The sequence below is a fragment of the Streptomyces sp. NPDC047002 genome (genome assembly GCF_040704505.1).
Taxonomy (GTDB): domain Bacteria; phylum Actinomycetota; class Actinomycetes; order Streptomycetales; family Streptomycetaceae; genus Streptomyces.
In genome coordinates, this window is sequence record NZ_JBEYWC010000022.1 from 22574 (window position 1) to 34855 (window position 12282).

The 12282-nt window shown below is 73.3% G+C and carries 13 protein-coding genes; 7 read left to right on the forward strand and 6 right to left on the reverse strand.

All coding sequences use genetic code 11. The annotated features are described in order from the left end of the window. Positions 1 to 97 precede the first annotated feature (97 nt). Both AB0910_RS20560 and AB0910_RS20565 read right to left on the reverse strand, forming a co-directional pair. Positions 98 to 907 carry a carbon-nitrogen hydrolase family protein gene (locus tag AB0910_RS20560; RefSeq protein ID WP_366746032.1) on the reverse strand — a complete coding sequence of 270 codons (810 nt, stop codon included), beginning with the start codon at positions 905 to 907 and terminating at the stop codon, positions 98 to 100. A 135-nt stretch (positions 908 to 1042) separates the two neighbouring features. Continuing rightward, the gene (locus AB0910_RS20565; RefSeq protein ID WP_366746113.1) at positions 1043 to 2344 is read right to left on the reverse strand and encodes an MFS transporter; all 1302 of its coding nucleotides are present in this window, start codon (positions 2342 to 2344) and stop codon (positions 1043 to 1045) included. A gap of 243 nt (positions 2345 to 2587) precedes the next feature. Between AB0910_RS20565 and AB0910_RS20570 the strand changes: the two genes are divergently transcribed. Further along, positions 2588 to 3280 (forward strand): DUF2848 domain-containing protein, encoded by a 693-nt coding sequence (locus tag AB0910_RS20570; protein ID WP_366746033.1) that lies wholly within the window; start codon positions 2588 to 2590, stop codon positions 3278 to 3280. Positions 3281 to 3413: 133 nt separating this feature from the next. Continuing rightward, complete coding sequence (locus AB0910_RS20575; protein WP_366746114.1) at positions 3414 to 4118, forward strand: GntR family transcriptional regulator; 705 nt, start codon at positions 3414 to 3416, stop codon at positions 4116 to 4118. On the opposite strand, the gene AB0910_RS20580 is transcribed toward AB0910_RS20575, so the two are convergent. The 4 genes from AB0910_RS20580 to AB0910_RS20595 all read right to left on the reverse strand — a co-directional run bounded on the left by AB0910_RS20580 (position 4087) and on the right by AB0910_RS20595 (position 6948). Further along, a complete protein-coding gene (locus tag AB0910_RS20580) occupies positions 4087 to 4428 on the reverse strand; it encodes a cupin domain-containing protein (RefSeq protein WP_366746034.1) in 342 nt (113 codons plus the stop codon). The two genes, AB0910_RS20575 and AB0910_RS20580, sit on opposite strands and share 32 nt — an antisense overlap. Positions 4429 to 4608: 180 nt before the next feature. After that, positions 4609 to 4803 carry a ferredoxin gene (locus AB0910_RS20585; RefSeq protein WP_366746035.1) on the reverse strand — a complete coding sequence of 65 codons (195 nt, stop codon included), beginning with the start codon at positions 4801 to 4803 and terminating at the stop codon, positions 4609 to 4611. Positions 4804 to 4852: 49 nt separating this feature from the next. Further along, the gene (locus AB0910_RS20590; RefSeq protein WP_366746036.1) at positions 4853 to 6076 is read right to left on the reverse strand and encodes a cytochrome P450; all 1224 of its coding nucleotides are present in this window, start codon (positions 6074 to 6076) and stop codon (positions 4853 to 4855) included. A 224-nt stretch (positions 6077 to 6300) separates the two neighbouring features. Then, on the reverse strand, positions 6301 to 6948 hold the full coding sequence (locus tag AB0910_RS20595) for a TetR/AcrR family transcriptional regulator (protein WP_366746037.1): 648 nt from the start codon (positions 6946 to 6948) through the stop codon (positions 6301 to 6303). Positions 6949 to 7357: 409 nt separating this feature from the next. Between AB0910_RS20595 and AB0910_RS20600 the strand changes: the two genes are divergently transcribed. The 5 genes from AB0910_RS20600 to AB0910_RS20620 all read left to right on the forward strand — a co-directional run bounded on the left by AB0910_RS20600 (position 7358) and on the right by AB0910_RS20620 (position 12180). Continuing rightward, the gene (locus AB0910_RS20600; RefSeq protein WP_366746038.1) at positions 7358 to 8494 is read left to right on the forward strand and encodes an ABC transporter substrate-binding protein; all 1137 of its coding nucleotides are present in this window, start codon (positions 7358 to 7360) and stop codon (positions 8492 to 8494) included. A 226-nt stretch (positions 8495 to 8720) separates the two neighbouring features. Further along, positions 8721 to 9578 carry an ABC transporter ATP-binding protein gene (locus AB0910_RS20605; protein ID WP_366746039.1) on the forward strand — a complete coding sequence of 286 codons (858 nt, stop codon included), beginning with the start codon at positions 8721 to 8723 and terminating at the stop codon, positions 9576 to 9578. Then, positions 9575 to 10414 carry an ABC transporter permease gene (locus tag AB0910_RS20610; RefSeq protein WP_366746040.1) on the forward strand — a complete coding sequence of 280 codons (840 nt, stop codon included), beginning with the start codon at positions 9575 to 9577 and terminating at the stop codon, positions 10412 to 10414. The genes AB0910_RS20605 and AB0910_RS20610 overlap by 4 nt, the downstream gene beginning before the upstream one ends. A 29-nt stretch (positions 10415 to 10443) precedes the next feature. Further along, the gene (locus tag AB0910_RS20615; RefSeq protein ID WP_366746041.1) at positions 10444 to 11370 is read left to right on the forward strand and encodes an NAD(P)-dependent oxidoreductase; all 927 of its coding nucleotides are present in this window, start codon (positions 10444 to 10446) and stop codon (positions 11368 to 11370) included. 51 nt (positions 11371 to 11421) lie between these two features. Further along, positions 11422 to 12180 carry an SDR family oxidoreductase gene (locus AB0910_RS20620; protein WP_366746042.1) on the forward strand — a complete coding sequence of 253 codons (759 nt, stop codon included), beginning with the start codon at positions 11422 to 11424 and terminating at the stop codon, positions 12178 to 12180. The last annotated feature ends 102 nt before the right edge of the window (positions 12181 to 12282 follow it).

Consider the following 12282-nt stretch of genomic DNA (forward strand, 5'->3'; position numbering starts at 1 on the left):
GGACAGTGCTTTCCGCACCACACGCCGCCACCACCGGGGCCCCGACCCCCGCACACCACCGGCCCCGCCCCGCGCAGGAGGGCGTGGTGCCGCACGCCTACAGCGGCAGCCTCCGGTTGGCGAGCACCGGGATCGAGGCGCGGACCCGGTCGGCCTCCGCGGGGTCGAGGTCGAAGGTCAGCACGTCGGGGTCGCCGCCCAGGCGGGCCCGCACGGAGCCGTCGGGGGCGACGAGGAGGCTGCGCCCGACGCCGTTCGGCGCGGCGGTCGGCTCCTCGGGGTCGGCGCCGGGGGAGGGGAGCGCCTGGTCGACAGCGGCCACCCAGACCGTCGCGTCCAGCGCCCTGGCCCGCACCAGCAGCTCCCACTGCTCCGCCTTGCCGGGGCCCGCGCCCCAGGAGGCCGGGAGCAGCGAGAGCACGGCACCGGCGTCCGCGTGGGCCCGGAACAGCTCGGGGAAGCGCACGTCGTAGCAGGTGGCGAGGCCGACGCGGACGCCGGCGACGTCCAGGGTCACCACCCGGCCGCCGGGCGCGACCGTGTCGGACTCCCGGTAGCCGAAGGCGTCGTAGAGGTGGATCTTGTCGTAACTCTCTCCGCGGCCCCCGCCGCCGGGCGCGGCGACCAGCAGGGTGTTCGCCACCCGGCCGTCCGCGGTGGGCGTGAACATGCCGGCGACCACCGTCACGCCGGTCTCCTCGGCGACCGCGCGCAGCCCGCCGGCCCAGGGGCCGGTGAGCGGCTGCGCGACCGGTCCGAGCGGTACCCCGAAGCGGGCCATCGCCGCCTCGGGCAGCACCGCGAGCACCGCGCCTTCGGCCGCCGCGCGCCGCACCGCGGCGGCCGCCGCCGCCAGGTTCTCCTCGGGGTCGGGCCCCGACCGCAGCTGGCACAGGCTGATCCGCATCCGTCCACTCCTCGTCGCTCGCCGTTGTGCACCGTCGTATGTCCACCGTCGTACGGTCCCGCCGGCCGTCGGCCGCCGTCGTGCGGTGCCGTGCGCCGTCCTGCCGCGCCGGCACCGGCACCAGAGCCGCCGCCGTCAGCGGCCCCCGCCGCCCGCCGCCTGGGGCACGCCGCCGGGGGCCGGCGCACCGGCCGCGGGCCGGTCGCCGTCGCGCCCGAGCAGCACCCCGGTGACGGTCACCACCGCGGTCACCGCCACATACCCCGCGAGCGGCAGCCAGCTGCCCGACGAGCCGAGCAGCGCGGTGAACACCAGCGGCGCCACCGCGCCGCCGATCACCCCGGCCAGCGTGTACGCGAGGGACGAGCCGGTGTAGCGCAGGCGCTCGCTGAACTGCTCGGCCACGAACGCCGCCTGCGGCCCGTACAGGAGCGAGTGCACCACGAGCCCGAGCACCACCCCGACGACCAGCAGCCCCCAGGAGCCGGTGTCGGCCATCGGGAAGAACACGAACGGCCACACGCCCGCGGCCACCGCCCCCACCAGATACATCCGCCGCCTGTGCCACCGGTCGGACAGCGCCCCGGCCAGCGGGATCAGCACCAGTTGCAGCGCCGAGCCGATCAGCACCGCCGTGAGCGCCTTGCCGCGCGCCATGCCGAGCCGGTCCGTCGCGTACGTCAGCACGAACACCGTGAACAGGGCGTACAGCACGTCCGGCGCGACCCGGCCGAGCACCGCGGCCAGCAGGCCGCGCCGCTCGGTGCGCAGCACCTCCCTGACCGGGGCCTGCGGGCGTTCGCCGCTCTCCGCGAGGCGCCGGAACACCGGAGTCTCCTCCAGCCTGCTGCGGATCCACAGCCCGAACAGCACGAGCACCGACGAGAGCAGGAAGGCGATTCGCCAGCCCCAGGTCAGGAACTGGTGGTCGGTGAGCAGCGCCCCGAGCGCCGCCAGCGCGCCGTTGGCCATCAGATTGCCCGCAGGCGGCCCGATCTGTGCGGCCGAGGCCCAGAACCCGCGGTGCTCCTCGTCCGCGTGCTCGCTGGTCAGCAGCACCGCGCCGCCCCACTCGCCGCCGACGCCGACGCCCTGCGCGAACCGCAGCAGCACCAGCAGCACCGGCGCCGCCGGACCGATCGCCGCCTGCGTGGGCAGGCAGCCGATCAGCACGGTCGCGGCGCCGATCAGCGTCAGCGTCCACACGAGCACCTTCTTGCGGCCCACCACGTCCCCGAGCCGCCCGAAGACGAAGCCGCCGAGCGGGCGTGAGACATAGCCGACGGCGTACGTCGAGAACGCGAGGAGCGTGGACGTCAGCGGGTCGGACGAGGGGAAGAACAGCTTGCCGAAGACCAGCGCCGACGCGGCCGAGTAGACGGCGAAGTCGTACCACTCCAGCGAGGTGCCCGTGAGGCCCGCCACGAAGGCCCGCAGCCTGACCCCCTGCCCGCTGCCGCCGCCCTCGCGCGGCGGCGGCTCGCTCACGTCCTCCACGGGTGATCACCTCCATGCCGGCACCGGTCCCCACCGGACCGTGCCGTACCCCGAGCTCGTCCATGGTTCTGTTCCACGGCCGTAATACTTGCTGTATACAGGAGGCATGCGCAACCCCCGCCGCCCGGACGACCCGCAAGGACCGGTGCAGGGCGGCCGATCCCGCAAGGAGACACGAGACAGGTGAACCCGCTCACGTTCGAACTCCCCGACGGCTCGCGGCGCACGGTCGAGGTGCGCAGGCTCCTCAACGCCGGGTACGCGGGCCGCGCCCAGGACCAGGTCGCGGCCCATGTCGAGGAGCTCGCCGCGCTCGGCGTGCCCGCCCCCGCCGAGGTCCCCGCGCTCTACCCGGTCGCCGGCTACCTCGCCCAGCAGACCGGCGAGGTCCCCGTCCAGCACGCCCGCACCTCGGGCGAGGCCGAGTGGGCGCTCGTGGTGGACGCCGGGGGCGAGCTGCTGCTGACCGCCGCCTGCGACCACACCGACCGCGCCCTGGAGGCCCACGGCGTCGCCTGGAGCAAGAACGCGGCACCCGACGTGCTCGCCCGCCGCGCCTGGCGGCTCGCCGACGTCGCCGACCGCGTCGACTCCCTGACCTTGCGCGCCTGGGTCGCCCCCGAGGGCGGCGGCGCCGAGCAGCTCGTCCAGGACGGCACCGCGGCCGAACTGCTTGCGCCCGCCCACTGGGTGGACGTGCTGCGCGGCCGCGGCGAACTGGAGCCCGGCACCGTGCTGCTCTCCGGCACGATCCCGATGCGCCCGGGCGTGGACCAGTTCGGCGGCCGCTGGCGCGTCGAGCTCGGCGACCCGGCGACCGGCGGCACCTGCGCGCTGGCGTACGACGTGGCGCGGCTCTCCGACCCGATCGGCTGACGGGGGAGGGCCGGCGGGCCCCGCCGCGGCGCGGGCGGCGGCCCTGCGGCCCGCGCACGACCGGCGGATACGATGAGGCGCACAGCGCGCCACACCGCGCACAACGGCGCACAGGAAGGCGGGACCGGTGACCGTGCCAGGCGCTTCGGGCCGCGAGAAGGCGTACGCCTACCTCAGGGACACGGTGATCGCCGACCCCGCGATGCTGGGGCGGTTCGTCAACGAGCAGGCGGTCGCCGACAGCATCGGCGTGTCGAGGACCCCGATCAGGGAGGCGCTGCTGCTGCTCGCCGCCGAGGACCTGGTCCGCCTCATCCCCAAGAAGGGCGCCTACGTCGCCCCACTGTCCGGCCAGGAGGTCACCGAACTGATGGACCTGCGCGCCGTGCTTGAGTCGCACGCGGCGCGCGTGGTCCTCACCCAGGGCAGGGCGCCGGTCGCCGAGATGCGGCGGCTCGCCGACGAGCAGGCCCGGGTCAGCGGCCCCGGCCAGGCCGGGGACTTCATCGCGTGGGACCACCACTTCCACATGGCCCTGGTCCGCACGGCGGGCAACACCATGCTGACGAGGACGTACGAGGGGCTGCGCGCGCGCCAGGTGCGCTGCGGCATCAGCGCGGTCTTCCGCTCGGCCGGGCGGCAGGAGTCCGTCCTGCGCGAACACCGCGCCATCGCCGACGCGTTGGAGAGCGGCGACGCACAGGCCGCGGCCGCCGCGATCCGGGCCCACCTCGACGCCACCCGGGCGGCGCTGCTCGCGGGCCCCTCGGGGCCCGGCGCCGCACCGGGTCCCGAGTACCCGGGCCTCAGCCGGCCGGGTGGCGGATCTCCAGCATGACGCAGCCCGTCGCGGTGCGGTACGGGCCGTGCGGCATGCCGGGCGGCCGGGAGGCGAAGTGGCCGGGGCCGAAGGTGCGTCGGAGCGTCAGGTCCTCCAACTCCCCCTCCAGCAGATAGACCTCCTCGACGTACGCGTGCCGGATGACCCCGGCCGCGCTGGTGTCGAGGCCCGGCGCCCAGCGGGCGAGCCGGGTCAGCTCCGCCTCCGACCCGCCGCGGGCCAGCACCCGTTCCGCGACGCCGGGTGAGCCCTGTGCCGGGGTCCACTCCTGCGTGGAGGTGTCGAAGAACTCGTGTTCCGACTTCATGCGCGGGCCGCTCCTCGATGCGTCGTCGTCCTGCGGTGCGCCGTGCGGTGCCCCGGCCCGGGGTGTCCCGGTGCATGCGGCTCCCCACGCGGCGCGGTGTGCTCGGCGGCCACTCTGCCAGGGCGGCGGGCCCGGCGCCCGGCCGCCCCCGTGCAGGGCGACGGCCGGGCACCCGCGGTGTCACTCCGTCAGGTGGATGGCGAGCGCGGGGCAGACGGTCGCTGCCTGCCGGACGTCCTCCTCGGCGCCGGCGGGCGGTTCCGCCGTGAGGAGCACGGCGATGCCGTCCTCCTCCCGCTGGTCGAAGGCGTCGGGCGCGGCGAGCACGCACTGGCCTGACGCGACGCACCTGTCCTGGTCGAGGTCGATCCTCATGGGTGTTCCTCCGGTGTGCCGGTGGGGTGGGGGCGAAACGGCACGCGGGTCACCAGGTGACGGGCAGCTCGTAGACGCCGTAGACCGAGCCGTCGTGCTTGAACGGGATGTCGGCGAGGTCCGCGGCCCGCCGCAGCGTGGGCACCCTGCGGTAGAGCGTCGAGTAGACGACCTGGAGCTCCAGCCGGGCCAGCGGCTGGCCGAGGCACTGGTGCACCCCGAAGCCGAAGGCCACGTGGTGGCGGGCGTCCCTGGAGAGGTCGAGCCGGTCGGGGTCGGGGAAGGCGCCGGAGTCGCGGTTGCCGATGTCGCCTGCGAGGATCAGCCCCTCGCCCGCGCGTACCGTGCGGCCCGCCACCTCGATGTCCTCCGTCGCGACGCGGCGCCGCCCGGTGTGGGTGATGTGCAGGTAGCGCAGCAGCTCCTCGACCGCACGCGCCACCTTCTTCGGGTCGTCGGTGGCGCGCAACGCGTCGAGCTGGTCGGGGTGTTCGAGCAGCGCGAGGGTGCCGAGCGCGATCATGTTCGCGGTCGTCTCGTGGCCGGCGATCAGCAGCAGCACGCCCATCCTCGCGGCCTCGGCGCGTTCGAGCTCCCCGCCGCGCACCCGCTCGGCCAGCCCGGAGAGCAGGTCCTCCTCGGGGTGCGCGAGCTTCTCCCCGACGAGGTCGTCCAGATATGCGGTGAGCCGGCCGAGTGCGGCGGTGCGCTCCTCGACCGAGGTGGTGCGGTTGATGATCGTCTTGCTGTTGTCCTGGAAGAAGTCGTGGTCCGTGTAGGGCACGCCGAGCAGTTCGCAGATGACCAGGGAGGGCACCGGCAGGGCGAACGCCTGGACCAGGTCGGCCGGCCGGGGGCCGGCGAGCAGCTCGTCGATGAGGCCGTCCACGATCTCCTGCACGCGCGGCCGCAGTGCCTCCACCCGTTTGATGGCGAACGGCGCGGTCACCATCCGCCGCAGCCGGGCGTGTTCGGGGTCGTCCATCAGGATGAAGCCGATGTTGTTGCCCGTGACGGGCGCCTGTGCCGGGTAGCCGGGGCGGGTGACGTCGGCGCTCACCCGGGGATCGGCGAGCAGGGCGCGCTGCTCCGTGTACCGCGTCACCAGCCAGGGGGTGCTGCCGTCCCAGAGCCTGACCCGGGTGAGCGGCGACTCCTGCTGCTGCTCCCGCAGCTGGGGAGGCGGGTCGAAGGGGCAGCCCGCCGCGCGGGCCATGGGGTATTCGGGTGTCTCGGTCCGCTCCTGCTCGACCGGGTGCGATGTGGGGGGCATGGCGTCCTTTCCGCGGTGGATGGGGGAGCCCCGCCGCCCCCGGTCTGCGCGGGGCGGCGGTCGAAAAGGGGCGGGCCGTCCGGCGGTGCGGCCCGTGCGCGGGTACGGGCGCCGCGGCGCGGTCGCGGACGGTCCGGGCCGCGCGGCCCCCTGGCGGCGGCACCGGTAGGGAAGGGCATACGGGCGGGCGCCGTGTGCGGGGCGTGTACGGTCGGCGCCGCCGCTCAGCCGTCCGACGTGACCGGCGCGAGCCAGAGGCCGGTGAGCGCGTCGATGAGCCCGGTCGCGTACGCGTGCCAGCTCGTCCGCGCGGTGTGGGAGCCCTCGGCCAGGGCGCGTTCGCGCTCCGCGAGCATGTGGACCATCAGGTTGCGCGCCATGTCGGCACGCTCGAGCCGTACCGGCAGCGGGAGTTCGGGCAGGCAGCGGTTGAGCCCGTCGAGGGTCCGCCGGATCGTGGGGCCGAAGGTCTCGTCGATCATCAGCTCCCGCAGCACGGGGTCCGTCATCAGCTGCGCGCCGAAGCGGGCGTACCAGGTGGGGCTGCCCAGCTCGGCCAGGTGCTGGGTGCCGGGGCGTACGAGGACGGCCACCCAGTCGCGTACGGAACGGGAGTCGCCCGTGCGCTCCAGCATCTCCTCGCGCAGCGCCTCGATCGGCTCCGCGCGTCTGCGGACGATCGCCCGCAGCAGGTCGGTCTTGGTGCCGAAGTGGTAGCCCACCGCCGCGTTGTTGCCCTGCCCTGCCGCCTCGCTGATCTGCCGGTTGGACACGGCGAACACGCCGTGCTCGGCGAAGAGGCGCTCGGCGACCGTGAGCAGCACCTCGCCGGTGCCCGCCGCCCGCTCCGTTCTGGCCGTCCTGCCCGCCATCCTCACCACCCCGCCTGCGGGGAGCCCGCGGTCGGCGTGCCGTGCCCGTTCCGGCGCATCCCGCTCTCCCCTCGTCCCGGCTTCCGCGATCAGTGAACGCGCGGCACTCCTACAAGTCAAGCGGGTGACTTAAAACGATCGGCGGTGCGGACCTCTCCACCGCCCGCACTCCGGGCGCGCACCGGGCCGAGAGCGCCCGGCCGAGAACGCTCGCGCACGACGCGTGCACGACCCTTGACGCGTGTGATGCGCCGATGGTCGAATCAAATCAAGGGTTAGTTGGTAAGGCCATCGGAGCGCTCCACCCCGTACCACCTCGGAGAACGCCGGCCGAGTCGTTGTGTTTCTCGGCGCCGTTCACGCAGTCGCCGCCGGCTGTGTCCGCCATCCATCGAGAACGGGACACCCGATGCGAGATCAGACGTGTGCACGTGCCCGCAAGGGCCCACAACAGGGCGGTGGTCCGCCGTCCCTTCGCCGACCGGGCCGGCACCGGCTGCAGGCAGCGCTCGCGGCCCTCCTCGTCGCGGTCCTCGCCACCGCCTGCGCGAACCTGTCGAACGCCGCCGTCCACACCGCCCCTGACGGGACGAAGGAAGTCACCATCGGCAAGGCCGTGGACACCATCGGCTTCACCACCGTGGACGTCGCCCAGGCCAAGGGCTACTTCGCCAAGGAGGGCGTCACCGCCAAACAGGAGCTGCTCGGCGGCAGCAGCACCGCCTTCGCCGCGCTCCAGAGCGGCAGCGTCCAGTTCGTCACGGCGTCCTCCACCGCGCTGCTCAGCGCCAAGACCAAACGCGTACCCCTCCAGGCCGTCACCTCGCTCGACTACGGCGTCTCCCTCCAACTCGCCGCGTCCAAGAAGTGGATCGCCGCGCACCACCTCTCCCCGAAGCAGCCCCTCACCACGGTGATGCGCGGCCTGACCGGGGCCACCCTGGGCGTCGTGTCCACCACGGACCTCACCTACTACCACTACCTGATGAAGCAGGCGGGGGTGGACCAGGACCAGTTCAAGACCATCATGATCAAGACCCAGTCCGCCGCGCTCGCCGCGGTGCAGCACGGACAGGTCGACGCCATCCTCCTCTCGCCGCCCAACAGCTACTTCGCGCAGGCGCAGAACCAGGCGCAGATCGTCGCGACCCTGCACTCGGTGCCCGAGCTGCGCAGCATGACCTACGACGTGCTGGTGGTCTCCTCCCGCTTCGCCAAGGCACACCCCGACGTGGTCAGGGCCGTCGCCACCGGCCTCGCCAGAGCCGACAACACCATGGCGAAGGATCCGCGCTCCGTGCTGGACGTGGAGCGCGAGCACTACCCGAAGATGAGCGACGACGTGCTGCTGCAGAGCCTGAGGTACGTGACCTTCGCGCCCGACGGGAAGATGACCGCCGCCGGATGGCAGGGGGTGCGCGAGGAGGCGGAGGGCAGCGACGTGCCGAACACGTCGAGCGTCAACCTCAAGGAGAACCAGGGCACCTGGACCAACGACTACATCGTGACCAGCAGACTGCACCCGGCGGCCTCGCCCACCGGCTGACCCGCCCCCGGCCCCGCCGGAGCCCGGAGCCCAGTGTGCGTGGCCCGGCCCGGACCCCCGCGCCCTCCCGTACCGGCCTCTCCGTACACCCGTACACCCGTACACCGCACGCCACGCTCCCGGGCCGCGCACCGCCCGGCACCGGCTCCCCACGGCCCCCGCGAGCCGCCGGCCCGTACCGGCGCCCGCCCAACCGGCTTGCCGCCACAGCGAACAGGTGATCAGCATGCAGAGCCACCACGAAGGGCCCGGACCCGAGGGCTCCGCCACGACGGTGGAGGACCCCGTCCCCGCGGACCACGCCGTCCGCTTCGACAAGGTCTCCCTGATGTTCCGCCGCCGCCGGGACTCCACCCCGGTGGAGGCGCTGCACGAGGTGACGTTCGACGTGCCCGAGCGCGAGTTCTGCGCCATCGTCGGGCCCAGCGGATGCGGCAAGAGCACCCTGCTCAACCTGGTCGCAGGGCTCACCCCGGCGACGGGCGGGCAGGTCACGGTGCACGGCAGGCCCGTCACGGGGCTCGTCCCCGACATCGGCTACGTGACCCAGGACTCCAACCTGCTGCCCTGGCTCACCGTGGACGAGAACATCCGGCTGCCCCTCCAGATCCGCAAGACACCGGCCGAGGAGCAGGACAGGCTCGTCGACCAGTGGATCACACTCGTCGGACTCGACCAGTTCCGCACCAGCTACCCCCACCAGCTCTCCGGCGGCATGCAGAAACGCTGCTCCATCGCCCGCACCCTGGTGTACGATCCGCCGATCCTGCTGATGGACGAGCCCTTCGGCGCACTCGACGCCATGACCAAGGCCGTCATGCAGGGCACGCTCCTCGACATCTGGGACCGCCACCAGAAGACGGTGCTGTTCGTGACCCACGACCTGTCCGAGGCCCTCACCCTGGCCGACCGGGTGATCGTCATGAGCAGGCGCCCCGGCCGGGTGAAGGCCGCGGAGCCGGTGGGGATCCCCCGCCCCAGGGACGCCTTCCACATCTCGGAGCTGCGCGAGTTCGCCGAACAGCACCGCGTCCTGTGGGACATGTTCGCCGCCGAGATCTCGATGGGAGGGCTGTCGAAGTGAACGCTCAAGCAGGTCTCGCGCCCGCAGAGGACACCGCAGCGGTCTCCGTGCCCGACGACGCGCCGGCCGGCCGGCCAGGACCCGCCTGGGGCACCTGGGCCCTGCGCGTCCTCGTCTTCCTCGTGGTGCTCGCGCTGTGGCAGCTGGCCGACGACCGGCTCGTCCCCGACTACCTCATCAGCAGCCCCGTCCATGTCGCAAGGACCCTCTGGGAGTACGCCACCGGCGTCCAGCCAGGACTGTGGACCGACATCCGCGTCACCGCCGAGGAACTCGTCCTCGGGTACGCCGTGGGCGTCGTCGGCGGGCTCGTGGTCGGGCTCGTCCTCGGCTACTGGCGCCTGGGCGCCGCCGTCCTGAGCCCGCTGATCGCGGCGGTCAACGGCATCCCGAAGATCGCACTCGCCCCGCTGTTCCTCATCTGGTTCGGCATCGGTGTGCAGTCGAAGATCGCCATCGCCGCCATGACGGTGTTCTTCGTGATGTTCTACAACACCTACATGGGCGTGCTGACCATGCCCGACAACCTGGTCAACGTGCTGCGGGTGATGGGCGCACGCCGCACCACGATCATCCGCCGGGTCACACTGCCGCAGATCAGCGTCCCCGTGCTCTCCGGCATGAAGTCCTCGGTGTCCTTCGCCATGATCGGTGTGATCGTCGGCGAGTTCATCGCCTCGCAGGACGGCGTCGGGTACCTCATCAACACCGCCACCCAGAACTTCGACTCCGCGACGGTGTTCGCTGGGATCGTCGTCCTGATGCTCATGATCGCGATCGGCATGCTGCTGGTGGGCCTGCTCGAACAGTGGGCCCTGCGCTGGCAGCGGGACTGACCGCCCAGGAAGACCGGGCGGCGAGGACCGTGCCGCCCCCGCGCCGCGGCACCGCGCGCACACCCCCGGGACCCGCCACCGCGGTCGCACCACGCGAGTCCCGTTCCGCACGAACTGAGGAGAGAGCCGGCATGGCCACAGGACAGACGACGGTAGGAGTGCTGGGAGCGGGCCGGATGGGCATGCCCATCATCGGTCACCTGGTACGCCACGGCTTCACCGTGCTCGTGCACGACGTGGACCCGGACAAGGAGCCCGCGGTCGCCGAGCGCGGGGCACGCTTCACCGGCTCTCCCGCACAGATCGCGGCCCAGTGCGACACGGTGCTGGTGTGCGTCGGCTACGAGGAGCAGCTCAGGGAGCTCATGCTCGGCGCCGACGGCATGCTCGGCGCCCTCGGCGAGGGCGCCGTCGTGGCCGTCCTCAGCACCGTGTCGCCCGAGGTCATGGGCGGCCTCGCCGAGGCGGCGCAGAAGCACGGCGTGCACGTCGTGGACGCGCCGGTGTGCCGCGGCTCGTGGGCCGCAGACGCCGGCGAGCTGCTCTCCCTGCTCGGCGGCACCGAGGAGGCGGCGGCGAAGTTCACCGAGGTCGCCCGCGCCTACTCCTCGGACATCGTCAGGATCGGCGACATCGGCGCGGGACAGGTCGCCAAGGCCGTCAACAACCTCATCCTCTGGGCCTGCCTCGTCGCCGACCACGAGGGCCTCGCCCTCGCCCACCGGCACGGCGTCGACATCGAGTCGCTGCGCGAGGCGCTGAAGATGTCGAGCGCCGCCAACCACGCCCTGGACAACTGGAACAACCAGACGATGGCCTGGGCCGAGGACGACATGAAGATCGTCTCCGAGATGGCGGCGGCCAAGGGCATCGGCCTGCCCCAGGCCGCCGTCAACCGCGAGGTCTGCCGGGTGCTCAAGCCCCGCCGCTACGACCTCGACCGGTACGGCGCGTGACGCCGGGGCGCCCGGCAGGCAGCACACCCCACCACGGAGGAGAGAACTGACATGACGTCCCAACTCGAAGGCAGGCGCGCCGTGATCACCGGCGCCGGCCGCAACGTCGGGGAGGCGGTCGCCGAGCGCTTCGCCCGCGAGGGCGCCCGGGTGGCCGTCGTCGACATCGACCCGCAGGCCGCGGCCCGCGTCGCCAAGGCGCTCAACGAGGCACACCCGGGCAGCGCGGTGCCGGTCACCGCGGACGTCTCGTCGGCCGACGACGTGGGCAGGCTCGTCGAGACGGCCTGGGCGGAGCTCGGACACGTCGACACCCTGGTCAACTGCGTCGCCATCACCGACCGCCCCGCCACCGTCCTCGACCTCGCTGACGACGTGTGGCGCAAGGTGCTCGACGTCACCCTCACATCCGCCTTCCTGACCACGAAGTACCTCGCCAAGAAGATGGTGGCCGAGGGACAGGGCGGTGTCGTCCTGCACATCGGCTCCACCTCGGGGCAGTTCGCGCGCAAGAACGCGCTCGCCTACCCCACGGCGAAGGCCGCCCTGTACGCGCTCGTCCGCTCCCTCGCCGTCCAACTCGGTCCGCACGGCATCCGGGTGAACACCGTCAGCCCCAACAAGGTGGGCTCGCCCGTCGGCAGCGACGTCGAACCGGAGAACCGCGAGCGCCGCAACCTCGTCGGCCGCGCGTGCACCCCCGAGGACATCGCGGGGGCCGTCGCGTTCATGGCGGGCGCCGAGGCCGGCTTCATCACCGGCACCGACCTCCTGGTGGACGGCGGCGCGCTGATCTCGACCGGCGACTGAGCCGCCTTCCGGGGCCGCGCGCGAGCGGCCCCGGAACCCCGCCGCCACCGCCGGGCGCCGCCGCGCGGGGCCGCGCACCCCGGTCGCGCGCCCCGCCGCGGC